Genomic DNA, 23790 nt, shown 5'->3' with positions numbered 1-23790 from the left:
TGTTGAATTCCCTGACAAATTCTCACTGCATCAGGTAGGGATGGCGGCTATTGACGCCGCGTTGCTACGCACAAAAAGATGCTCAGGTGCTGTCAGACAAACTCGAACCAGTCTCTGGCAGGCCAGTATAGCTGCCTTTTATGACGCACCAAGTTAGCGCCACTCGGCAAGAGCGGTGGCGCGGGTCAGCTTGAAGGTGTCTCGGCTGGCGAGCGATCTTTCCTAGTTGAAGTGGTTGTATACGGAAGAATGTACGGAGGTGAATTTCTATAAACTTCGCGTGCGCCTGAAACGCTGCATCGCGCGTTCGCGTCGTCGAAACGGCAGATGCGAATTCTCGACGCGGTTGTTGAGCCACCCGCCCTTCTGCTGTTTTTCGGGTGCACCAAGCTCTCTGAGCGCGGCCCTGTATTACGCAAAGCGATCAGGGAGGACGTTTCCCGCTCTACCGTGCCTCTTCAACAATTTCTTGAGGAATTTCAGTGCTGCAGCTTTTTTTCGGCGTTTGGCAACAATGGTTTCCAGCACCTCGCCTTCGTGGTCAACGGCCCTCCAAAGATAATGCCGCTTGCCATTCACCTTCACGAAAACCTCTTCCACGTGCCACTGCCATTTGGAGAACGCGCGCAGCTGCTGAACACGCTTCCGCCTTATCTCAGCGGTAAACATCGGGCGGACCTGCTCCACCAACATCGGACAGCTTCGTGGCTCACGTCGATGCCTCGCTCATGCAGTAGATCTTCGACATTCCGAAGCGAGAGCGGGAAACGGATGTACAGCATCACCGCAAGGCGAATGATCTCGGGGCTGGTTTTAAAGAATTTGAAACAGGCAGGTCTGGTCATGGGCAAAAGCTACGCAACCGCCCTGCTCCGCTCAAGCAAAGTTCTTCTGACAAGACCTGCCCCCGGATTGGAGACATTCGTGGCCAAGGGTTGATGTTGGCAATTGGATTGGTGAGGGATCGGGCAACGAAAGAGCCCGAACTCGCGCCTGAGATGCGCCGCATCTATCAGGAGCTCTGCGATGACGGCGTTTTGGTACGGATCAACGCAAACAACATCATTCTTTCACCGCCGCTTATCCTGAAAATGCAACAGGCCGATCAGATTCTGGGGAGCTTGCGTTCAGTGCTACTACGCTATCAGTAAAATATCTGCTCATCCAAAAACGTAATAAGGGCGACCTACAATAGGCCGCCCTTTTTGGTTTCATTTTCCCGTTATCACTCGCGGATCGTCAGTGCCGGGTTATGGGCAAAGAAATTGAACGGCATGATGTGAACCGTCTTTCACTCGGTCGACATGACCGGCCAGTCTTCCATTCGAGGGATGTGGTGGAACCCTGCGGTGAACCAGGACACGATATCCTGACCCATCAGCGGTTTGTCCTCTTTGACCCATTCCGCCAGTGTGTCCGAACCGTCGCTTTGCATCGCGTATTTACCACCCGCATAGCGCTGCTCTTGGTCATACACAGTCGTCCACGAGGAATACTCGATATAGGCGTTGCGTTTGAACGGCGGGTCGTTTTCGAAGTCGAACGGACCGTAAGCGATCGAGCCGTGGTGGATCATCCAGCCCGGCGTATGGCCCAGATACCCTTCAGCCTGCGGGTTCGAGATATGGACGTGACGAGGCTTGGATGCACTGAAGCGATAGCGTGCGTCCAGCTCACTGTCGGGCATCACGTGCTGCCATGTCCACATCGACTTGCGCGGGCTGTCCGCAGGCACTTCGGCCGGGATGATTTCCATCAAACCCATGTGGTTGACCGGCTGGTCGATGTCAAAGTCGATACGGAAGTTGAAGTAATGATCATGGTTGGCCGCAACCAGATGCGGTGCAATCAATGTGCCGTACTTCGTATCTTCCGCAGCCGTCGGGTCGTCCATCGAAGTCGACACTACGCCCTTGACCGCATCCAGACCAGTCGCGCCGATCTTGATGAACATCTGACCGTCCTGCTTGAAGCGGTAGTCGATCAGATAATCGTAGTTGCCGACCTCCGACGCGGTGCGGACAACCAGTTCTGTTTCCGAGCGACCTTCTGCCGGAACGAAGTTGTCGGGCGTCTGAGCAAAAATCTCAAAATGGCGCCAGGCCGGATCGCCGATGTTACGCTCGAAAATGCAGATCGCATCCGGGATTTCCAGCGGCATACCCGCATCGTCCGCGATTACAGCGGGCAGGAAGGTTGCATACTCGGGACAGTCAACACCCGCGCGCAGCGGGGTCAGGAACAGACCGAACCCGTATTCGCCACTGTCCATATAGGTCCGCCAGTACCAGCCGTCGGTCGGGTCCATGTATGGCACAAACACTTCAGACAGGTGGGTTTGATAGATGACCGAACGCCAGTTGCCTTGATCGTTCACGTCGATGTTCGAAACAACCAGACCGGCACGCTTTTCCGCACGTAGGTTCATGCGCCAGATGTCCCATTCCAAATGGCCGCCGTCCAGCGTGTAGTTCGGACCACCTTCCTGTGTCAGCAGAACCTTGTTGGTTTCCGGGCGCAGCTCGGCGCGTTCGGCAACCTCTTCTACCGTGTAACCCCAAGGATCCTCGGGCAGCGGAATAGCACCTTTGTCGATGACCTCAATGACTTCTTGCTTGCCAATGTCATAGACCGCAAACAGTCCTTCGATCGGTTTTGCATAGAAGTTTGAACCGGCCGGGTTCTGATAGCACGGCACTTTCATCAAGCGAGTGCCCTCAAAATCAGGGGTGAAGAAGTTACCCGCCGTCAAAGGTAAGCAAAAGGCGTCTTCATTTGTTAGCCCGCGCGCTTCCAGCCCTGCAATCATGTCGGGATGGCCAAGAGCACCTTCCAGCGCGCCGATGAATTCGGCGAACAAAACCATCGGCTGACCCGAGCCTTCGATGGTAAAGTTCTCTTCAACCGTGCCTTGCGTAATGTTTACGATCGCCTCACTAAAACCTTGGTCAGTGGTGTAGTGCACCATTGCTTTACGATCCAGTGCGTCGCCTTCGTTCCAAGCCAGAACTTCAGCTTTTGATGGCTCGTGCAAGTCGATCAAAGGGAACAGCGTCTCGTCCGTGACGGTACCGCTTTCCTTGAGGATCGTGTTGATCTGTTGGAGTTCATTGGGCGTCAACCCGTCCAATGGATGCGCAAGGGCCCCGCCGGCGAAAACGGCCCCCAACGCTGTCGTGGCAAGGATATTCCTGATTTTCATATTTCCTCTCCTGTTCACGTGTTTCAGCTGAATACGACTTGAATGTCAGTGTATTCCGCCAGACCTTCGTCGGCGAATTCAACGCCAACCCCAGATGATTTGACCCCGCCAAACGGGGCGTTGGGTTGAATGGCACCATGCTTGTTGATCCAGACAGAGCCACATTCCATGCGGCTGGCAATGGCCTTGGCGGCGTCGATATTGGACGACCAGACCGAGCCGCCCAGCCCATTTGGGCTATCATTGGCTGCGGTAATCGCGTCTTCCACATCCGAATATTTGATGATTGGCACCGCCGGGCCAAACTGTTCTTCATCGACTAGCGGATCGCCATTTTTTAGCCCTGCTATGATCGTGGGAGGGAAGAACAACCCGTCGCCCGGCGCGCCTCCCAGCAGTACCTGGCCGCGGTCTTTTGCGTCGGCAACCAGGCGGCTGACTTTGTCAAACTGCAACTTATTCTGAACCGGGCCCAAGATTGCGCTGTCATCCATCCCATCGCCCACCGGGATGCTTCGCGCAAAGGCGACAAGCGCTTCACAAACTTCATCATGGATGCTTTCGTGGATATAGAGGCGCTTCATCGCAGCGCAGGTCTGGCCGTTATTGATGAAACCACCCCAGAACAGACCCTCGGCAGTCGCTTGCGGGTCTGCGTCGGGCAGAACGATACCTGCGTCGTTGCCGCCCAGTTCCAGCGTCAGGCGTTTCATGGTTTCCGCTGCCGAGGCCATAACCTTCTGCCCCGTCGCACAGGAGCCGGTAAAGACGATCTTGCGGATATCGGGATGAGCTGACATGGCCCCGCCGATATTGTCACCCTTGTCATCGCTGGTGATCACGTTCACGACGCCCGCAGGCAGTACTTCGTTCATGATCTGAACAAGGCGCAGCGTTGAAAGCGGTGTCAGTGGCGAGGGTTTGACGACAACGGTATTGCCGGTACGCAACGCTGGCATGATGTGCCAGATCGCAATCATCACCGGGAAATTCCAAGGCGTGATCGAACCCACAACGCCCAGCGGCTTGCGGTGCAATTCAACGCGGCCTTCGTTGTTGTCCTGCAGCACTTTCATTGGCAGGGACAGCCCGGCAGTATATCCTGCCCAGGCCCCTGCCCCGCCCATTTCCCAGCGCGACCCGAGGCCATTCAGCGGCTTTCCCTGCTCAGCTGTGATGATCTGTGCAAGCTCCTCGGAATGTTCTCCAATCTTCTGCGCAACAGCCTCGCATGCGGCTTGCAGTTCTTCGTCCGTTTTGGCTGACCAACTTTGGAAAGCAGCTTTCGCAGCTGCAACAGCAGTGTCCAGATCGGCGATTGTTGCGTTGGGCGCACGCCCTGCAACTTCACCGGTTGACGGGTTCAATACGTCAAAGCTGGCGGCGGTAGATACCGGTTGACCCCCGATAGTCAGATCGTATTCGATCACGGCTTGTCCTCCCTAAATCGCGATGCCCGTGCGCGAACGCAACAAGGCTGGGGAGAATTATTATCCGACCGGTCGGTCGAGTCTTGGGGTTTTGCGCCAAATATTATGGTTTAGGACGACATATTCTTCCGCACCGCTCCCGGTGAGACACCAAATCGTTCCCGAAAGACCTTGTAGAAATGCGACAGGTCGTTGAAACCGGAATCGTAAGCAACTGCAGCGATCGTGTCGCGCCCTACGTCAGAGTTCACCTCTTTTAGCCGGGCTTTCGCTGTTTCAAGCCGCACGGACATAAGGCGTTTGCTGGCGGTTTCCCCAATAGTTCCGAAATGACGCTGAAGTGTCCGGGGGGAAACCTGCAACGCGTCGGCCAAAGCCTGAGGCCCAAATGCAGGGTCTGTCGCGTTCCGTTCAATCAGTTGAAGAGCGCGCGAGAGGACCGCGTTTGCTTCTCGCCCGCGTTGGTCTTCCTGATGGCTGACACAGCGGAAATACGCACCTAACAAGCTCAGAAAGGCTTCGCCCAATTGCGGGGCTACAGCGGCTTCCTCGGTAAATATCTTGGCCAACACGGCACGTATGGCGAAAAACAGGGGGTCGTTACGGTCTACTGCGATACCACCGGTGCAAATCTCACCGAATCTATGGACCATCTCGTCACGTGGTAAATGGATCGAGACCTGACGCGAGTTTATCCCGTCATAAACAAACTCGGACCGTTTCGCGCTGTCGACCAGATACATGTCGCCCGGGCCTAGCAAAACTGATGTATCATTTTGGTGGATGCGGCAGTTTCCCTTGTCCTGGATGAGCAGAAACAAGTGCTCACCGGGATCTTTTCGGATCATACGCTCGTCCCGAAAAACCCTTTGAGCGTCAAGCGATACGATTGCCGTCTCAAAACGTGAGACCGGCAAAGTGGAGATATCCCCGTCAATGCGTCCACGCGTGGCAATACCGGACTCGACAGCAAACTGCCCACAGATCTTTTCCAGATCCCTAGAAAACCCCTCTACAGATCGTGAACGTAAATTCGTCCGCACAAGCGGTTTAAAATATGCGCTGTCTGGCTGTGGCTTCATGGGTGTCGTGCTTGCTGTGACAGAATTAGCTTAAAGAGTATCCGTGATGTGAGTTTTCAGCAAAGCGTTTTGTATTCTGCAAGCTCGGCGGGTTTAGCGGAATCAGCCCAATTGATGGCAATATCGCCTCTGATTTCATTGTGCGTTGCAGGGCATGTAGGGAGCATAACCAAGATTAGGATATCATGATGCCCAACCTTCTATGCCTCGACCTGCTGGCCTGTGTGGCCTACTTCATCGCAATGGCCACAGCTCATTTCTTTGGAATCAAGCTGCCTATTCTGTTCGTCTACTATGACACGCCTTTCTATGCGTATCAGGACAAGATCATCTCGTTCGCCGTGATCAGCTATGTCGGCCTGTTCTACGCCGCTTCTCGCGATATAAAGGTGGCGCCGATAGCATTGGCTGTTCTGTTTGCCACTGTTCTGGGTCTGACCTCTGTCAACATGTCCGAGGCTCTGGCATCGGTCTTGACCGAAGGTCAGACAACTTGGCCGTACTGGCCACATCCAGCATGAGTTTACGCCCAGCTATTCGTTCAATCATATGCAAAGTCAGATCGGTCCATGCCATTACACCGCCTGCTGTCACAATGCTTCCCAAGTCTACCAAGAGACGGTCCGTATCGATTATTGCGCTTGGATGGGTCCGATGGAACACGGCCGAGTGACGCCAATGCGTGGTTACGCGCCGACCATCAAGCAATCCGGTCTCTGCCAGCAGGAAAGCCCCAGAGCAAACTGACGCCAAAACGGTACCGGGCCGGTGAAGCTCTACTAGTCGATCCTGCCACCCACTCGGGAGTTTGGGTGGGTCTGAAGACAATGCAGGGGGAAAGACGATAACCCCAGGTCGGCCAATTGGTTGCGGCGCGATCTCAGTTGTGAACAGCGAGGATCGAAGATTTTCGGCCTGTGTATTCGCATAATCCAACAGGTCTTTCATTCCCCATTGAGCGGATTTCTGAGCCCCCGGATAGTCGACAATCTGAAATGCTACCGAATGGCACATCATGATCAGTCGCCGGACCCCTGTTTGATAAAGCCCCCTACGTTGCTAATCTTTCTTGTTACCCCAAAAACGTGGGCCTCGCCTCAGACTAGAGGACAGGCCCAAATTCAGTCCAATCAAATGATCTACAAAGGCGTTTTCAGTCCCAAAGTCTTCAGCGTGTCATCCATCGTCTGGCTCCAGCGCTCCCTCAGGGAACTGTTTTTATTCCGCCGCAGACCAAGCGATTTTAACAACTCGAACCGTTTCGGATCGTCGCCCCCGAAAGACACCGCGACGCGAGGCCACCAATAGTCGACCGAGACCTGCATATGCTCAGCTTCGCCTCGTTCGATCAACTTAATTGCGCCTTCCATCGCCAATTCGCCATGATGAGCTTCGATCGGTGCGATTGAACGGAACGCTTCGGCCAGAGGTTGGTAGGAAATCGTAGAATACTCAGCCAGTTGTTCGGCGACGGCGCGGCTCATGAGCAAATTCATGATCACAGCGTCCGTCCAACCCGAGAAGGGATAGTTGAACACAGCCAAGCGCATATCATGTTCGGAACGCGTTGCTCCGATATCCGCATCCCGGCTTAACCGGGCCGTCCACGGATGATGATTGACGTAGCGTTCCGTGTCGGCTCCGAACTCTCCCATAATGTTAAGAACACGATTTGCATGATCCGTTTTTTCAAGCACGATCTTAGCGGCAGCAATGCGTTCTTTAATTCCCGGCCCGAGGTTTATTACGTCAGCGAAACCGGCAGCGCCTGCCAGTTCACTGTCCACAAAGGTTGCCATCAGTTTCAGCAACTCAGCGCGATAGCGCGGTGGGACATTTGAAGGGTTGGTCAGCACGCCGCCCGCGGCAAGATAGCTGTCAAGAGTCATAGTGTCGGTCATGTCTACCTCTCCTTTACTGATCGAAATCCACGACCACACGGTCTGTTACGGGATAGGCTTGGCAGCTCAGCACATAGCCCTTCGCAACCTCGTAGTCCTCAAGCGCGTGGTTCGCGAGCATCTCAACCTCTCCTTCCAGCACCTTGCAGCGACAGGTCGAACATACACCGGCTTTGCACGCGTATGGGGCGTCCATTGCATTCTCCAAAGCTGCATCGAGAATGGACAAGTCCTTGGGAACCGTGAGAGTCTGGGTAGAGCCATCCAGCGTAATGGACGCGCTGGTCTGATTGTCCGTCCGGTTGGCATCCTCAGAACTTGCCTTACGCTTTGCACGGCCTGGCTGCGCGCTGGCGAACAGTTCGAATTTAATCTGGCTGTCGTCTAGCCCGTGTTCGCGCAGGGCAGCCGCAATGCCAAGCATCATTGGTTCAGGTCCACAAATAAACGCCGTATCGACGTTTTCGATGTCGACCCAGTGCTTGAACAACTCGGCGCATTTTTCCTGTGTCACCAATCCTGTGAACAGGTCGATTTCCTGGGAATCCGTCTCGAGAATATGAATCACGTTGAGGCGACCCATGTAGAGGTTCTTGAGGTCCTCCAGTTCTTCGCGGAACATGATCGTGTTGATACCCTTGTTGGCATAGATCAGCGTAAACCGCGATTGGGGTTCACGTGAGAGCGTTGTTTTGAGGATCGACAGAACGGGTGTAACGCCCGACCCTCCGGCAAAACCGAGATATTGCTTTTCGGCATTCGCATCGATCGGAGCATGAAAACTGCCCATCGGCGGCATGGCCTGGACTATGTCCCCGACATTTAGCTCTGTGTTGGCCCAGCCAGAGAACGCCCCGCCATCGACACGCTTGATACCAACCTGCAATACGCCGTCGTCTTTGCCTGCGCAGATCGAGTAGGACCGGCGCAGCTCTTCGCCTTCAAATTCGCGGCGGAACGTCAGGTATTGACCCGCAGTGAAGTCAAACTCTTCCGCTGCGCCGTTTACGGGCTCCAGCGTCAAAACCACCGCATCACGGATCGTTTTGTGGATATCGGTGACCTTCAGGTCGTGGAAACGTGCCATCCGGTGCTCCTCCTCAGATGCACTTAAAATAATCGAAAGGTTCCAGACAGTCGGTGCAGCGCCAGTGCGCCTTGCATGGGGTCGAGCCAAACTGGCTGACCTTCTCAACCGCCTTGCTGCCACAATGCGGGCAACGTTCCGGGCCGCCCGCCGGTTGCGGCGGGGCGATGCCATATTCTTCAAGCCGTGCGCGGCCCTTGTCGCTGAGCCAATCGGTAGTCCAGGCGGGCGAGATGGTGGTTTCGATCCGCAGATCCTCAATCCCGTGATCCCGCAACGCTGTTTCGATATCCATGCTAATGACGGACGTCGCCGGACAACCGGAATAGGTTGGTGTAACCTTCACCTTCAGTGTTCCGGCATCCCAGCGTACATCGCGCACAATACCAAGATCGACCACTGAAATGACGGGTATTTCAGGGTCGGGAACGGCATCCAGCCATTCCCAAATCTGGTCTGTCGGCACCTGATTCATGGTCAGGTTACCAGCTTGCGCCGGGATAGGCGCGTTGCAGCCATTGCATCTGAGTCAGCAAGTGCCCCAGATGTTCAGTATGCATCTGCCCGGTCCGCCCGCCCTTATGCGCGAAATCGCTTTCAGGGATTGTGAGTGTCGCGTCTGCCAAAACCCGCTGGACCAAAGCGTTAAACTCAGCGCGCAATTCGGCGGGATTGGGCGCTATGTCAGCCGATGCCATCTCGGCATCCACCTCGTCACCGACGAACATCTCACCAACGTAAGGCCACAGATAGTCCAGTGCCGCTTGCATCCGGTCGTGGCTTTCAGCCGTTCCGTCGCCCAATCCGACAACCGTGTCACTTGAGCGTTCCAGATGATAGGCAACCTCTTTACTGGCTTTGGCTGCAATTGCTGCAACACGTTCGTCTGACGATTTGATCAGACGCCCCAGCATGATCGAATGCCACGCATCAAACAGGAACTGGCGCATCAGGGTCCGGCCGAAGTCTTCATTCGGAACTTCGACCATCAGAACGTTGCGGAAATCCCAGGCATCGCGCAGGAACGCCAGGTCATCAGCGCTCTTATTGCCGTCGATCTCGCCGGCAAGACCCAACCACATCTGGGTCTGGCCGATAAGATCCAGCGCGGTATTGGCCAGTGCAATATCTTCTTCAAGCACAGGCGCATGGCCGCACCACTCGCTCACGCGGTGACCAAGGATGAGTGTGTTGTCACCCATTCTTAGCAGAAACTGCAGGAAAGCTTCGTCGCGGGTCATTACATCGCCCCCACTTCATCTGGGATGTCAAAAAATGTCGGGTGACGATACACCTTGCTTTCGCTGGGTTCATAAAGCGGGCCTTTGTCACTGGGTGACGAGGCCGAGATATTGTTCGCTTCGACCACCCAGATCGAGACGCCTTCATTGCGGCGCGTATAGACGTCGCGGGCGTTCTTAATCGCCATTTCCGCATCCGGAGCGTGCAGCGAGCCAACATGGCGGTGGCTCATACCGTGCTGACCGCGGATAAAGATTTCCCACAGGGGCCATTCGTTTTTCATCGGGTTTCCTCCTCAGGTCAGGCTTATTCAGCGGCCACTTGACCAGCGCGTTTCTTCTTTGCGTGGGCCAGCAAACCATCACGCACCCATTGTCCATCGTCCCAGGCTTTGTTTCGCGCGGCCAGGCGATCTGTATTGCAAGGCCCGTTGCCTTTGATGACATCAAAGAACTCGGACCAGTCCGGTTCCGAGAAGTCGTAGTGGCCGCGTTCTTCGTTCCATTTCAGGTCCGGATCAGGGACGGTCAGCCCAAGGAATTCAGCCTGCGGCACCGTCTGATCGACGAATTTCTGACGAAGTTCGTCATTGGTATTCATCTTGATTTTCCAGGCCATGGATTGGGTCGAATGCACCGAGTCCTTGTCCGAGGGGCCAAACATCATCAGCGACGGATACCAAAAGCGATTCAAGGCATCCTGTGCCATCTTCTTCTGCTGGGGTGTCCCTTCTGCCATCTTGCGAATGGCATCGTACCCCTGACGCTGATGAAAGCTTTCTTCCTTGCAAATCCGGATCATGGCACGTGAGTAGGGCCCGTAGGATGTACGCTGTAGCGGCACCTGGTTCATGATCGCGGCACCGTCTACCAACCAGCCGACCGCGCCGATATCGGCCCAGTTCAGTGTGGGATAGTTGAAGATCGACGAGTATTTCATCCGACCGTCCAGCAGCATCTCGGTCAACTCGTCCCGGCTGACGCCCAGTGTTTCCGCCGCGCAATAAAGGTAAAGCCCGTGTCCAGCCTCATCTTGCACCTTGGCCAGCAGGATAGCCTTGCGTTCCAATGTGGGCGCGCGCGTGATCCAGTTGCCCTCAGGCAGTTGTCCAACAATCTCAGAATGGGCGTGCTGACCAATTTGGCGGATCAGGGTTTTGCGATACCCTTGCGGCATCCAGTCCTTCGGCTCAATCTTGATGTCCGCGTCAATCTTTGCCTGGAATTCGGCTAGCTTTTCAGGATCATCGTTTGTGGCCTCAGACTTAACCATTTGTGCGTACATCGTATTTCCTCCTGTCGGATGGGATCAGATTTTGAATACGTGGCTTAACACCCGCATGTTTCCTTTGAATGCAGTACCACCAAGGTCCTTTGCCAAACGCTGTAAAACGTCAGCAAATCCATAGCTGGGAATAGCGACCTCGACTTGGGCTACTTGATCGCGCGACAGACCTTTGCGCACCTTGCCCCCTGTCGCATCTATCCAGTCACCTTTTCTGCAGGCGTTGACTACGTCGGCATGCGGCCCGCGGTAGGGTGTAACCTTGTGGTGCCAATGAATGGCGTTGCGGAGCAACTCTGGATCCAATCCCCAACCATTTTCGGCGTTGTCCCGAAGCGCCAGTTCTTCGGAGGGCTCCAGGTAAGCCAGGTCGTGTTTGGTCCACAGTCCGATATCGTGATAGACGAAGGCCGTCTCGACCAACGCACGATGCGTGTCATCACCGCCGAGGAAGTGCATGGCGTAGGTAATCACGCGATAAACATGACCTCGGTAAGCCTTGTAGTCGTCTCCGAGAACATCTTGATACGGCTCGAACAGCCGCTCGACCCGTTCGCTGTGATCGATTATCTGGATCGCCTCAGTCAAAACAGTTCTCTCCCTATCAAACCCGTTCCAGGATCAAGGCTGCGCCCTGGCCGACACCCACACACATAGTGCAGAGCGCGAACCGCCCCCCTGTCCGGCGCAGTTGATAGGCAGCGGTCAACACCAGCCGTGCTCCGGACATGCCCAACGGGTGCCCCATGGCAATGGCACCGCCATTCGGGTTCACATGCGGCGCGTCGTCAGCCAGGCCCAATTCGCGAAGTGTTGCCAACCCTTGCGATGCGAAGGCTTCGTTCAACTCTACCACATCCATCTGATCGATGGTCAGCCCGGCACGCGCCAAAACCTTGCGGCTGGCCGGAACAGGGCCAATACCCATGATGCGCGGCGCGACGCCGGCAACGGACATGCCCACAACCCGTGCAATGGGAGTAAGTCCGTTCTTTGCAGCAGCCGCCTCATTGGCCATCAATATGGCTGCGGCGCCGTCGTTGACACCGGATGCATTGCCCGCCGTAACCGTTTTGTCCGGGCCATTCACACCCTTGAGGCCCGACAGCTTTTCAGCCGTTGTTCCCGGGCGGGGATGCTCGTCAGTATCGAGCACTATCGGGTCACCCTTGCGCTGTGGGACCGAGACCGGAGTGATTTCATCCGCGAACAGACCCGCCTCATGCGCGGCTGCCCATCGGGCCTGACTGCGCGCGGCAAAACTGTCCTGGTCCGCTCGGCTGATGCCATAGTCGTCGGCAACGTTGTCTGCGGTTTGCGGCATCGAGTCGACACCATAGTCCTGCTTCATCTTCGGGTTCACAAATCGCCAGCCAATGGTGGTGTCGTAAACCGCATTGCTACGCGTAAAGGCAGATGTCGCCTTGGGCATCACAAAGGGTGCGCGGGACATGCTTTCGACCCCACCTGCGATAGCCAGATCATAGTCACCCGCTTTGATACCTCGGGAAGCCATTCCAACTGCATCCATGCCGCTGGCGCACAGGCGGTTAATGGTGGTTCCCGGAACTTCAATCGGCAATCCGGCCAACAATGCCGCCATCCGCGCCACGTTCCGGTTGCTTTCACCGGCCTGGTTGGCATCCCCATAGATGACATCATCGACGCTAGACCAATCGACCTGAGGGTTCCGCTCTTTCAGGGCAGCCAGCGGGATGGCCGCCAGATCATCCGTGCGGACCGACGACAACGCACCACCATACCGACCAATCGGAGTGCGCGTCGCGTCGCAAATGAATGCATCCATCAGTGAATTCTCCTGTACGTTCGCGTCCATTTATAGACCGTATGGTCGGTTTATAATGTTTTCGCCGATTCGAGGCAAGTATCATGTTACCAAAAATTGATCCATCCGACCTACTTCGTAACATATAAATAGTAAGCTTGCCGAGAAAACCAAACCTGCGTTCTTCGCAATGTCAGAAAGGAATTTGGACCAGACCCTAAGTAGTCAGCTCTGCTTCCAGAATTGCGAGTAGCGGTCGAGGCAACCTGTCCAAAAGCTTGGAAACTGCCTCGCGGCAGGCGGGACCCTTCCAGTCACTTGGTAGAAAATCTGCCGGCAAGACCGGGTGTCGCAGAATGATGCGGCGCCAATTGTGGACAATGAGAACACGCAGCGCCGCCGTTTTCATCGGATCATCCACGCCGGTCGGCGGCAACAATTCGTCGATGGCCTGGACTGATTTCCAAAATTCACCATACGCGGTTTTCAGCGGCTCCGGTCCCAACAACTCACGCAGCCAATCGGGCACCGAAATCGCGTTGGTCTCAAAACCAAGCAATTCTTCCAGATCGCCTGGCATCGGCCCTGCTGCCATCGCTGTAGACGGGTTCACTGAAATATATTCCCCGGCCAGCAACTGATCTGCCAATTCCTTTCGGGATGGTTCCGAGTTGCTTGAAATCAGCACATGCCAGATGTCTGGCTTGGACGTTTCGCGAGCATAAATGCGCGGCGCAGCAGCTGCGCTTTGATTTCGACCATATTCTGTAAGCCGATGGACGCTCGCGCGTCCGACACGAGTACTTTCGATCCATCCCTCTTTGCGCAATCGGTGCAAAGCCACTCGGGTCGCTTCTGCCTTGATGCCGACAAGGCTCGTCAACGCAGTAATCAATGATCCGCTTATTTGATCCGATTTGCTTTGCGCCAGATCGCCAAAGATCGTGACAAGCACCGACCACACCCGCAGAGAACCCTCGGAGGTCAAATGACCAACACAACATTCGAACCAGTCTGAAGAAGCGTCTTTCATGATCGCAGTATAGGCGGGCCGGATCGGATTACCATCCGGCCCGGCACGTTCAGTAGGCTACCATTGTCAGCAGCTCGTATTCTGCAACAAGGTCATCATCCTGTTGTGTCATCGTGACGTGCCAGCGAACCTCGCCATACTGATCGTTGCGTTTGGTCTTTGACTTGACGGTCAGGCGCACCTTGATGCTGTCCCCTGCCACGACCGGCTTCATGAAGCGCAGCCCGTCCAGACCCGTATTGGCCAGAACCGGCCCCTCGTTCGGTTCGACGAACAATCCGGCAGCGAAGGACAACAGCAGGTATCCATGCGCGACACGGCCCGGGAAGAACGGGTTGCGTTTCGCGGCGGCCTCATCCGTGTGCGCATAGAACGTATCGCCAGTGAATTCCGCAAAGTGTTCGATGTCTTCGATCGTGACGGTCCGCGGCTCCGTGTGGATTGTCTCACCGATTCCCAGATCGTGGTAGCGACGCGTGAAGGGGTGAGCCGGACCTTCGATCTCTGTCGCGCCCGTGACCCATTTCGACCCAATCGCGGTCAACAGATCGGGCGATCCTTGAATGGCCGTGCGCTGCATATAGTGCATTACGCCCCGCACGCCGCCCATTTCCTCTCCACCACCTGCGCGGCCCGGACCGCCGTGGACCATATGCGGCAAGGGCGAGCCGTGGCCCGTGGACTCTTTCATAGAGTCGCGGTTGTTGAAATAAAGCCGCCCGTGATACGCCCCGGCACCCATGGCGAATTTGCGCGCTACATTAGGGTCGTGGGTAATAACCGAAGCGACCAGAGACCCCTGCCCCTTGTTCGCCAGCTCAATTGCGTGGTCAGTGTCGCGGTACCCCATGATCGTGCTGACCGGGCCGAAGGCTTCGGTGTCATGAACACGCTTTGCTGCATCCGGCTTGGCGCAATGGAACAGCATCGGTGGCAGGAAAGCCCCCTTTTCAGCATCCGCTCCATGCACGGCAAAGTCGTCCGGGTTCCCAAATACACGCTCCGCTTCTTGGCCGATGATCGCTGCCTTTTCCAAAACATCCTGTTTCTGGCCATTCGAGACCAGCGCGCCCATGCGTGTGGTTTCAAGTTTCGGGTCGCCTATAACTGTTTTTGCCAGCCGTGCGGAAAGTGCTTCAATCACGGCCTGCACATGAGGCTCGGGCGCAATTATCCGGCGGACTGCGGTACATTTCTGACCTGCTTTTGCGGTCATCTCGCGCTGAACTTCTTTGATGAACAGGTCAAATTCCGGCGTCCCCGGTTCGGCGTCACTGCCCAGCACCGAACAATTCAGACTGTCCTGCTCCGCAACGAAACGAACGGAGTTCTCCAGAATGACAGGGTTAGAACGTAGTTTCAGCGCAGTATCGGCAGAGCCGGTAAAGCTGACCACGTCCTGCATGGTCAGGCGATCCAACATGTTACCCAGACCACCCGACACAAGCTGCAGCGCTCCGGCAGGCAAAATACCTGACTCCAGCATCAGCCGCACGCACAGTTCGGTCACGTAGCAGGAATTCGTCGCCGGTTTGACGATGGCTGGAACACCAGCCAGCAATGTCGGAGCCAGCTTTTCCAACATACCCCAAACTGGAAAGTTGAATGCGTTGATATGAACCGCCACACCCTGCAGCGGCGTGCAGATGTGTTGACCTACAAACGTACCATTACGCGACAGCTGTTCGACGTCACCATCCAGATACACGTGACCGTCGGGCATTTCGCGGCGACCTTTCGATGCAAACACGAACATCGTACCGATCCCACCATCGATATCGATCAGATGATCCGACTGCGTCGCCCCCGTGTTGAAAGACAGGTCATACATGACCTGCTTGTGCTGCCCCAAGTGCACCGACAATGCCTTGAGCATCTTGGCGCGCTCGTGAAAGGTCATCTGACGCAACGCCGGACCACCAACGTTGCGCGCATAGTCCAACATGCTCTGCGCATCCAACCTATTGTTGCCTGCGGTCGCGATCACCTCACCGGTCACAGCACTGGCAATGTTGCGGGCCCCTTCGCCCGGCGCGATCCACTCACCGGCCGCGAAACTTGAAATCTGTTGGATCGTCATGAGTCTCTCCTCAGTCCTGAGATGATCTACGCGGCCCTATGCGCGCGGTTATGGCAGTTATAATATTTACCGTACGGTCGGTCAATAAAAAGACCGATTCATTTTCTTGTTGAGTCACGTCAAACCTGTGCCGGTAACGCAGCGAAGCCGCGAAAGCGAATCCGCCCCCCGCGTTTTGCGCCATCTGCAATCTGATAGTTTGGAAAGCGATTCAGAAACCGACTGACCGCTATCTTGCCCTCCATCCGAGCAAGAGTCAGACCGATGCAGGTGTGCGGACCACCGGCAAATGCGTGGTGCTTGTTGGGTCGGCGGTCCAGAAGCATGTCGTCTGGACGGTCAAACTGCCTTGGGTCGCGGTTGGCGGCACCAATGCACAGATGAACATCCGTGCCCGCCGGAATAGTGTGCCCATGCAGTGTTACATCTTCGGTGGTCAGGCGATTACCAAACTGGTTCGGGCTTTCCATACGTAGGAACTCGTCCACCGCCGTGGCAATTTGATCGGGCCTGTTCAGCAATTCGGCCCGTTTGTCTCGATGCCGATCCAGCAAGTCCAGCGCATTGCCAATCAGGTTTGTCGTGGTCTCGTGCCCCGCGTTCAGAATGAAGATGCAATTCTGGTACAGCTCAACCTCAGTCAGGCCGCCGTCCGGGTCGTCTTGCATCAACCGTGTCAGGACGTCCGTTTCCGGATTGCTTGGGTTAGCTCTTCGATCATCGACGATTTGCCCCAAGAAGGCCTTGAACTCCAAGACTGCGCGATTGCCCCACTCTTCCTGCTCAGGCGTCAATTGCGGCTCCAGGGCGCCAAGAATGGCCAGAGACCAGTCCCGCAACGGTCCGCGTTCGGATCTGGGAATGCCCAACAGGTTGCCGATGACTTCGATCGGGATCGCCCCGGCAAAATCCTCGATCAACTCGACCGTGCCCTTGGCCTGCATTTGGTCCAGCAAGTCATCGACAAGCTGGATCAAACCCGGCTCCATCTGGGCCAAGGCACGAGGGTTCATCGCCCCGACCATCACCTTTCGGACTCGCGTATGCAGAGGCGGGTCGTTGAACACCAGACTGGTGGTGTGGTGTTCATACAGCGGGCTGTCGACCCCGTATTTCGGACCAAACACCGGTTTTTTGTCCGAGATAAACCGGGCCGTATCTCGATAGACTAGGTCCAGATCCTCGTACCGCGACAGGATCACCGAGCCGTCAGACTGAGGGCAAACCGGTGTATCCTCGCGTAGTGCCGCATAAGCTGGATAGGGATTCTCGTGAAACCCGTCAGGAAGCGCGGTCAGTGAGAACATCAGTGACCCATCGCCCCCATATGCTCGGGCAGAACCAGCACCAACCACGGCACCAAAACGATCAGGGCCAGACGGAAGATGTCGGCAATCCAAAATGGAGTAACACCCTTGAAGATCGTTGCCGTCGAAACATCCCCCACCACACCTTTCAGAATGAACACGTTCAAACCGACCGGCGGGGTGATCAGACTGATTTCCGTCACGACAACAACCACGATACCAAACCAGATCGGGTCATAGCCCATTGACGTCACCAGAGGGAAAAAGATCGGCACGGTCAGCAAAAGCATCGACAACGATTCAAACACGCAACCCAGGATGATGTAGATACCCAGGATCATCAGGATCACTACGAAAGGCTCCACGTCATAGGCCGTGACCAATCCGATCAGCGCCTCAGGCAGGCCAGCGAGGTTGATGAAGTTCGAAAAGATCTGAGCGCCGATCAGAACCGAGAACAAGGCCGCGGCCGTATATGTCGTCTCTTTCAGCACCTCGAAGGTCGAACTCAGAGTCAATCCACCGCGCGACAGGGCGATCAGAAAAGCTCCCATAGCGCCCATGCCAGCTGCTTCCGTCGGGCTGAACGTCAGGTTCAGCGGGTGGAAGTCAAACGCACCATAAAGCCCGCCGATAACCAGAAAGAACAACAGCAACACCGCCCAGACTGAACGCAGCGCTGTCAATTTTTCGCCCCAACCGTGTTTCTCACCAGCAGGTCCAGATTCCGGGTTGCGCCAGACGGTCCAGCGAACTGCAAACAGGTACAGAAGGATGCCAAGCACACCGGGAAGGATACCGGCGACAAACAGCTTGCCGATAGATGTTTCGGTCAGCAAACCGTAGATAACAAGGATCACGGATGGAGGGATCAGAATACCCAGCGTACCACCTGCCGCAATCGACGCGGTCGACAAATCATCCGAATACTGGTAGCGGCGCATTTCCGGCATGGCGACCTTGGACATCGTTGCCGCCGTCGCCAAAGACGAGCCGCAAATGGCCGAAAACCCACCACAGGCGGCAACCGTAGCCATCGCGATCCCACCTTTGAAATGCCCCAGAAAAGCATTCGATACGGCGTAAAGTTCGCGCGCAAGCCCGCCCTTGTTCACGAACAATCCCATTAGGATAAACAGCGGGATAACCGAAAGGCCGTAGTCCTGAGCAGTGTCCGTGATCTGGCGGCCGACCATTGACATTGCCGCCTTAAGGCCGCGTTCCGAAAAAATACTGCCCCCGCGTTCAAATGCAAAACCCAGCGTCCCGACGAGGCCCATTGCGAATACAATCGGCAAGCGCAGGAGTACCAGAATAAGAACTAGGGCAAAACCGATCAGCGCAGCGGTCATTGAGTGTGCTCCGACAAAGTATGGGGGGCAAAGATGTACAGAAGGCCGGTCGTGATCATCGCGACAGCAGTGATGGCAGTGGATGCGGCAATGAACCAGCCGACATAGAAAACCGGGATCGACAGATATTCGGTAACATCACCATAGTCTCGCGCCCGCTCGGCCAGAACCCAAACCCGTTGAATTGGCCAGAAGAGGATGATGCCTGAGGTCAGATAGACAATTGCATCCCGTGCACGGCTTAGACGGAAGCGCGAAAACAATCCGTCCGTCAGATCAACGGCAATTTGGCCCTTGCCGGCGGAGATCATCGGAAGAACCGAGAAAACGAGGATCGCCATCAGAATGCGCGTTAGTTCGGTCGCCGCCTCAATCGGTGCGTTGAACACGGATCGAAGGACAACGTCGCAGAACGTCATAACCATGAGGATAAAGAGCGCCACACACGCGATCAGCGTAGGAAAAACACTGATGCGGCGCGCGAATGTTACGAGAGATTGCATGTTAGGTACCCGTCGGGTCGAAACGGACGGCGGTTAGACACCGCCATCCGGGTGACGTTATTGCGCAACCATTTCGGTTACGATCATGTCATATGCGGCCTGAGCGTCGACGCCAGTTCCGTTGACCTCGTCAATGACCTTGGCGCGCACATCAACTGCGATCGCATTGAACTTTTCTAGGTCTTCAGCAGACGCTTCGTTGATCGCATTGCCCTCGGTGCCCTCGGTCGCTTCACGGCCGATCGCATCAATCTCATCCCAGATTTTTCCGATTTCGCGGCTCAATGGTTCTCCGAAAACCTTTTCGTCCAGCGCCTGCTGCAGTTCGGCAGGCAGATCTGCAAATGTGTCCTCATTCATAATGAACGCGAAGGATCCGCGATACAGGCCACCGGGAACTTCGTAGACGTTCTGGGCCACTTCAGTCAGCTTGAACCCCTTGCGCGATTCAAATGGCATCACAACACCATCCGCTGCTTTTGAGGCCAGCGTTTCGTACACTTTCGGCGCGGGTACCTGGATACCGGTTGCACCAAGCGCCGTTCCGACATCACCGCCCACACCGCCGGGGATACGAACCTTGAGGCCAGACACTTCGTCCAGCGTGGTCACAGGGCTGCTGGAATGCAGTTGTGCCGGTCCGTGCGTGTGCAGCGCGATCACTTTGACTCCGCGATGTTCATCGGCAGCTTTCAAGTGCTTGTCATAGGCACGCCAATAGGCAACCGACGCTGCCTCGGCCGAACCCTCATATCCGGGCAGTTCAATCATCTTGGTGGTGATGAAGCGACCTGGCTGGTAGCCGTGGAAAATGATCGAGGCATCTGCAGCGCCATCCATAATCAAGTCCATCTGCGCCGGCGGCGGTGCAATGCCCAGTTTCAGCTCGGCGGTGACTTGCCCGTCTGTGGCTTCCTCTACCATCTCGACGAATTTCGGCCACATCTTGGCGTTGATGCCGTGGGTTGGCGGCGCCCAGCTGGAAATAGTCAGCGTATAGTCCGCCGCCAGCGCCACGGTGCCCGAAATGGCCAAAGCAGCCGAAGCCAACAAAGTGCTCAAGTTAGTGAGTTTCATGTTTTGTCTCCTCCCTGTGAAACATGCATTCCGAAAGCGCTAATGGTTACTTTTGCAACCATCAACATGTGAAAGATTTTTTGCTTGAGCCGCGACGATCCAGGATGAAGGGCTTTCCTCCGCCACAGACAACATAACCGCCCGCGACACGCTGATTCCGATTTCGTTGCTATAGTTCATTGGCCCTCCTCGCCAACGCGGAAAACCATAGCCGTGAATCTGAACCATATCGACCGCTTCAGAGTTTTCGGCGACGCCTTCCTCGATGATCAGAGCACCCTCATTAGCCAATACGGCCAGTAGGCGAGACGATATCTCCTCGGCCGAAAAGACCCGGCGGGCAATACCCTGCGCTGAAGAATAGCCCTCGATCAAAGCCTCAACCTCGGGGTCTCGGATCGGCTTGCGATTTCCCTCTTCGTACTGGTACCAGCCTTTGCCAGCGCGCTGTCCGAACCGCTCCTTCTCACACAGTTGGTCCGCGATGGTGACATAGCGTTCGTTTGGGTCACGCGTGGCAGCATTGCGTTTTCGGTTTGCCCAAGCGATCTGCAGCCCAGTCAGATCCTGCAACTCATACGGCCCCATGGGCATTCCAAAGTCTCGCATCGCCTTATCAATCTGATAGGGCAACGCCCCGTCGGCCAGCAGGTAATCAGCCTCGCGGCGATAGGCGGCCAGCATTCGGTTACCAATGAACCCGTCGCAAATACCCGACAGGACCGAAACCTTGCGCAGCTTTTTCCCCAGCGCAAATCCCGTTGCCACCACTTCGGGTGCCGTATGGGTTGTGTGCACAATCTCTAGCAATTTCATGACATGGGCCGGGCTGAAGAAATGCAGCCCGATGCACCGCGCTTGATTTTCGATGCCCGAGAAGATTTCAATCGGGTCCAGGTAAGACGTGTTGGTGGCAAGTATTGCGTTGGCATCCATGTTCTGTGCCAATTCGGCAAAGACCTGCTGTTTTACCGATAAGTCCTCAAACACCGCTTCGACGGCCAATTCCGCGTCCGCTGCCTCGGCATAGCCGTCGACGGAGCGAAATCTAGACAGGCAATTCTGGAATTGTGTCTCGGTCATCTTTCCGCGTTTGACGGCGCCATTCAACAAGCCCTCAACTCGGTCGCGAGCCCCTGATGCGGCCTCAGGATCCCGCTCGATCAGCGTGACCGATAGCCCACCGTTTAAAGCTGCGGTTGCGATCCCGGCACCCATCAAGCCGCCGCCAACAACCGCGATGCGGCTAATGTCGCGCGCTTTGGCATCTTTGATCAACATGGGCTTGGACACGCCTCGTTCCGCAAAGAACGCGTGACGGAGAGCGCGGCTTTCCGCGCTTTGGCGAAGCGCCAAATGACGCGCGCGCTCCATTGGCTGCGCTTCGGAAAAAGGCATTTTCGCCCAGCTTAGCGCTGTCAAGCTTTCCAGCGGTGATTGCTGTCCTTTGGCGCGTTTTTTCAGCGATTCCCGAGAAGTATCGATCAAATCAGGTGCGAAATCAGAGACAGTGCGTTGACTGACGGGCACAGGGCGGTCCGGTAGTTCGGCCACAAATCTATTAACCGCATCTTCAAGGTTGTCAGCCACCAAATCCACAGCACCAAGATGCAACATATCCTCAGCCTTCAGCACCTTGCCCGTGCAAGCCAGGTCAATCGCCGCCTCCATCCCCACAAGGCGCGGCAGACGTAGCGTGCCACCCGCACCGGGGATCAATCCAACATTGACTTCTGGCAGTCCAAATCCCGTGCCCGGTGCCGCTATCCGCCATGCGCACGCCATGGCAACTTCGAACCCGCCACCCAGAACATTACCGTGCATACACGCGACGAAGGGAACCTCACTTTCTTCGATCATCTGAACAACGTCGGGCAAATGCGGTTCGACCGGCGGCTTGTCGAATTCGGACATGTCGCCGCCCGCGATAAAGGTCCTGCCAGCGCATCGCAGCACTGCCACACGCGCGTCTTTGACCGCAACTACGGCATCCGCAAGCCCCTGCCTTACACCATTCGAAGTCGCGTTCACGGGCGGATTATCAACGGTGACCCAAGCAACATCGCCTTTGAGTTCAACATTCACAAGTGACGTGTGAGACATGGATGTGCCCTTTAAGCGTTCCAGATTCGAGACGTGTTTATATATTGACCAACCGTTCGGTTAATGCAATGATAAAGTTGAAACGGCAGCTGGCAGGACAGTCATGAGCGATACGATTCTTGTAGAAGATCACGGGAACTGGGTTGAGATTACCCTGAATCGTCCCGACAAGCTGAACTCCTTCAATGATGAGATGCATAACGCGCTACAGGACGCGCTGAAATCCGCCAGAGATAACGGCGCACGCGCCATCCTTTTGACGGGTGCCGGGCGCGGCTTTTGCGCCGGACAGGATCTTGGCGACCGTGATCCATCAAAAATGGACGGCCCGCCTGATCTGAGCAAAACCGTGCGGACCTTTTATGCGCCTTTGGTGCGTTTGATCCGATCGCTGAACTTCCCGGTCATTTGCGCGGTAAATGGAGTCGCTGCCGGGGCCGGGGCCAATTTGGCACTGGCATGCGACATGGTTTTGGCAGGCGAAAGCGTCAAGTTCATTCAGAGTTTCGCCAAGGTCGGTCTGATCCCTGATACTGGCGGCAGTTGGCATCTGCCCCGCCTGTTGGGAGAGGCCAGAGCCAAAGGATTGGCGCTTACGGCACAACCTTTGCCAGCAAAACAAGCAGAAGACTGGGGCCTGATCTGGAAAGCCCTGCCCGATGAGCAGTTGATGACCGAAGCCCGCGCAATGGCAAACCAATTCGCCAATGGTCCGACCGTTGGGCTGGGCAAAACCAAGCAGTGCATCCAAACCGCTGCGACCACCGCCCTTTCTGATCACCTAGAAATCGAGGCGGACGCTATGAAAATCTGCGGGGAAAGCGCGGATTATGCTGAAGGCGTATCCAGCTTTCTTGAAAAACGCGCGCCAAATTTTCAGGGCAAATGACAATGACCCCGAAAGAGCGCGCCGCCAAATCTGCCGCTGCGATGTGGGCGAATGATCAGGCCAGCAAATGGTTCGGCATGGAACTTGTCGAAGTCGACGAAGGTCGCGCCGTTCTGGCACTGACCGTCGCGGCTCATCACTGCAACGGGCATGGCATTTGCCATGGCGGCGTCACCCACGCTCTTGCAGACAGCGCGTTTGCCTTTGCCTGCAACAGTCGCAACGTGGCAACCGTCGGCCAACATACAATGATGAGCTATCTAGCGCCCGGGCGATTGGGGGACCGCCTGACTGCTGCTGCCACAGAAACCGTCGTTGCAGGTCGTAGCGGTGTCTATGACGTACGCATAACCAATCAAGATGACAGCATTGTCGCCGAATTCCGGGGTATGTCCCGCGCGATCGGTGGTCAGAATTTTGACGAATAGAAAT

Annotated in this window: 23 protein-coding genes and 1 pseudogene; 4 read left to right on the top strand and 20 right to left on the bottom strand. The window is 55.8% G+C overall.

What is annotated here, in order from left to right; genetic code table 11:
- Window positions 1-153: 153 nt before the first annotated feature.
- Window positions 154-845, bottom strand: a pseudogene (locus tag ACR0ER_RS19765) (IS6 family transposase).
- Here ACR0ER_RS19765 and ACR0ER_RS19760 point away from each other — a divergent pair.
- A complete protein-coding gene (locus ACR0ER_RS19760; RefSeq protein ID WP_480770422.1) occupies window positions 738-1151 on the top strand; it encodes an aminotransferase class III-fold pyridoxal phosphate-dependent enzyme in 414 nt (137 codons plus the stop codon). The pseudogene ACR0ER_RS19765 and the gene ACR0ER_RS19760 overlap by 108 nt on opposite strands.
- Window positions 1152-1291: 140 nt before the next feature.
- Here ACR0ER_RS19760 and ACR0ER_RS19755 read toward each other — a convergent pair whose 3' ends face one another.
- The 3 genes from ACR0ER_RS19755 to ACR0ER_RS19745 all read right to left on the bottom strand — a co-directional run bounded on the left by ACR0ER_RS19755 (window position 1292) and on the right by ACR0ER_RS19745 (window position 5714).
- Window positions 1292-3202, bottom strand: coding sequence for a copper amine oxidase (locus ACR0ER_RS19755; RefSeq protein ID WP_480770399.1), 1911 nt, complete (start codon window positions 3200-3202; stop codon window positions 1292-1294).
- 23 nt (window positions 3203-3225) lie between these two features.
- Window positions 3226-4632 carry an aldehyde dehydrogenase family protein gene (locus tag ACR0ER_RS19750; RefSeq protein WP_480770398.1) on the bottom strand — a complete coding sequence of 469 codons (1407 nt, stop codon included), beginning with the start codon at window positions 4630-4632 and terminating at the stop codon, window positions 3226-3228.
- A 110-nt stretch (window positions 4633-4742) separates the two neighbouring features.
- A complete protein-coding gene (locus ACR0ER_RS19745) occupies window positions 4743-5714 on the bottom strand; it encodes a helix-turn-helix domain-containing protein (RefSeq protein WP_480770397.1) in 972 nt (323 codons plus the stop codon).
- Between the two features lie 188 nt (window positions 5715-5902).
- On the opposite strand from ACR0ER_RS19745, the gene ACR0ER_RS19740 reads away from it, so the two are divergent.
- Window positions 5903-6235 (top strand): hypothetical protein, encoded by a 333-nt coding sequence (locus ACR0ER_RS19740; protein WP_480770396.1) that lies wholly within the window; start codon window positions 5903-5905, stop codon window positions 6233-6235.
- Here the strand turns inward: ACR0ER_RS19740 and ACR0ER_RS19735 are convergent.
- The 16 genes from ACR0ER_RS19735 to ACR0ER_RS19660 form a co-directional block, all read right to left on the bottom strand.
- Window positions 6159-6662 carry a DJ-1/PfpI family protein gene (locus ACR0ER_RS19735; RefSeq protein WP_480770421.1) on the bottom strand — a complete coding sequence of 168 codons (504 nt, stop codon included), beginning with the start codon at window positions 6660-6662 and terminating at the stop codon, window positions 6159-6161. The genes ACR0ER_RS19740 and ACR0ER_RS19735 overlap by 77 nt on opposite strands.
- A gap of 191 nt (window positions 6663-6853) precedes the next feature.
- A complete protein-coding gene (locus ACR0ER_RS19730) occupies window positions 6854-7615 on the bottom strand; it encodes a Phenylacetic acid catabolic protein (protein ID WP_480770395.1) in 762 nt (253 codons plus the stop codon).
- A gap of 13 nt (window positions 7616-7628) precedes the next feature.
- Window positions 7629-8702 carry a 2Fe-2S iron-sulfur cluster-binding protein gene (locus ACR0ER_RS19725; RefSeq protein ID WP_480770394.1) on the bottom strand — a complete coding sequence of 358 codons (1074 nt, stop codon included), beginning with the start codon at window positions 8700-8702 and terminating at the stop codon, window positions 7629-7631.
- A gap of 13 nt (window positions 8703-8715) precedes the next feature.
- Window positions 8716-9177 (bottom strand): 1,2-phenylacetyl-CoA epoxidase subunit PaaD, encoded by a 462-nt coding sequence (gene paaD / locus ACR0ER_RS19720; RefSeq protein ID WP_480770393.1) that lies wholly within the window; start codon window positions 9175-9177, stop codon window positions 8716-8718.
- A 7-nt stretch (window positions 9178-9184) separates the two neighbouring features.
- Window positions 9185-9943 (bottom strand): 1,2-phenylacetyl-CoA epoxidase subunit PaaC, encoded by a 759-nt coding sequence (gene paaC / locus ACR0ER_RS19715; protein ID WP_480770392.1) that lies wholly within the window; start codon window positions 9941-9943, stop codon window positions 9185-9187.
- Window positions 9943-10227, bottom strand: coding sequence for a 1,2-phenylacetyl-CoA epoxidase subunit PaaB (gene paaB / locus ACR0ER_RS19710; RefSeq protein ID WP_039130972.1), 285 nt, complete (start codon window positions 10225-10227; stop codon window positions 9943-9945). Before paaB ends, paaC begins: the two co-directional genes overlap by 1 nt.
- 23 nt (window positions 10228-10250) lie before the next feature.
- Window positions 10251-11228 carry a 1,2-phenylacetyl-CoA epoxidase subunit PaaA gene (gene paaA / locus ACR0ER_RS19705; protein ID WP_480770391.1) on the bottom strand — a complete coding sequence of 326 codons (978 nt, stop codon included), beginning with the start codon at window positions 11226-11228 and terminating at the stop codon, window positions 10251-10253.
- A 24-nt stretch (window positions 11229-11252) separates the two neighbouring features.
- Complete coding sequence (locus ACR0ER_RS19700) at window positions 11253-11816, bottom strand: hypothetical protein (RefSeq protein WP_480770390.1); 564 nt, start codon at window positions 11814-11816, stop codon at window positions 11253-11255.
- 16 nt (window positions 11817-11832) lie between these two features.
- Window positions 11833-13035 (bottom strand): 3-oxoadipyl-CoA thiolase, encoded by a 1203-nt coding sequence (pcaF, locus tag ACR0ER_RS19695; RefSeq protein ID WP_480770389.1) that lies wholly within the window; start codon window positions 13033-13035, stop codon window positions 11833-11835.
- Between the two features lie 196 nt (window positions 13036-13231).
- Window positions 13232-13969: a PaaX family transcriptional regulator C-terminal domain-containing protein gene (locus ACR0ER_RS19690; protein ID WP_480770388.1), complete on the bottom strand. Its 738-nt coding sequence runs from the start codon at window positions 13967-13969 to the stop codon at window positions 13232-13234.
- A 127-nt stretch (window positions 13970-14096) separates the two neighbouring features.
- Complete coding sequence (gene paaZ / locus ACR0ER_RS19685; protein ID WP_480770387.1) at window positions 14097-16127, bottom strand: phenylacetic acid degradation bifunctional protein PaaZ; 2031 nt, start codon at window positions 16125-16127, stop codon at window positions 14097-14099.
- A gap of 119 nt (window positions 16128-16246) precedes the next feature.
- A complete protein-coding gene (locus tag ACR0ER_RS19680; protein ID WP_480770386.1) occupies window positions 16247-17434 on the bottom strand; it encodes a cytochrome P450 in 1188 nt (395 codons plus the stop codon).
- Complete coding sequence (locus tag ACR0ER_RS19675; protein ID WP_480770385.1) at window positions 17434-18786, bottom strand: TRAP transporter large permease; 1353 nt, start codon at window positions 18784-18786, stop codon at window positions 17434-17436. Before ACR0ER_RS19675 ends, ACR0ER_RS19680 begins: the two co-directional genes overlap by 1 nt.
- The gene (locus ACR0ER_RS19670; protein WP_480770384.1) at window positions 18783-19289 is read right to left on the bottom strand and encodes a TRAP transporter small permease; all 507 of its coding nucleotides are present in this window, start codon (window positions 19287-19289) and stop codon (window positions 18783-18785) included. The genes ACR0ER_RS19675 and ACR0ER_RS19670 overlap by 4 nt, the downstream gene beginning before the upstream one ends.
- 57 nt (window positions 19290-19346) lie before the next feature.
- Window positions 19347-20366: a TRAP transporter substrate-binding protein gene (locus ACR0ER_RS19665; protein WP_480770383.1), complete on the bottom strand. Its 1020-nt coding sequence runs from the start codon at window positions 20364-20366 to the stop codon at window positions 19347-19349.
- Between the two features lie 39 nt (window positions 20367-20405).
- Window positions 20406-22469: an FAD-dependent oxidoreductase gene (locus tag ACR0ER_RS19660; RefSeq protein WP_480770382.1), complete on the bottom strand. Its 2064-nt coding sequence runs from the start codon at window positions 22467-22469 to the stop codon at window positions 20406-20408.
- A 103-nt stretch (window positions 22470-22572) separates the two neighbouring features.
- Between ACR0ER_RS19660 and paaG the strand changes: the two genes are divergently transcribed.
- Both paaG and paaI read left to right on the top strand, forming a co-directional pair.
- Window positions 22573-23358, top strand: a complete 786-nt coding sequence (paaG, locus tag ACR0ER_RS19655; RefSeq protein ID WP_480770381.1) for a 2-(1,2-epoxy-1,2-dihydrophenyl)acetyl-CoA isomerase PaaG — start codon at window positions 22573-22575, stop codon at window positions 23356-23358.
- A gap of 2 nt (window positions 23359-23360) precedes the next feature.
- Window positions 23361-23786, top strand: coding sequence for a hydroxyphenylacetyl-CoA thioesterase PaaI (gene paaI / locus ACR0ER_RS19650; protein WP_480770380.1), 426 nt, complete (start codon window positions 23361-23363; stop codon window positions 23784-23786).
- Window positions 23787-23790: the final 4 nt, after the last annotated feature.

This window comes from Ruegeria sp. CH8 (assembly GCF_056536985.1).
Note: the sequence above shows the minus strand (reverse complement) of the source record. Positions and strands in the feature narration are given on the sequence as shown.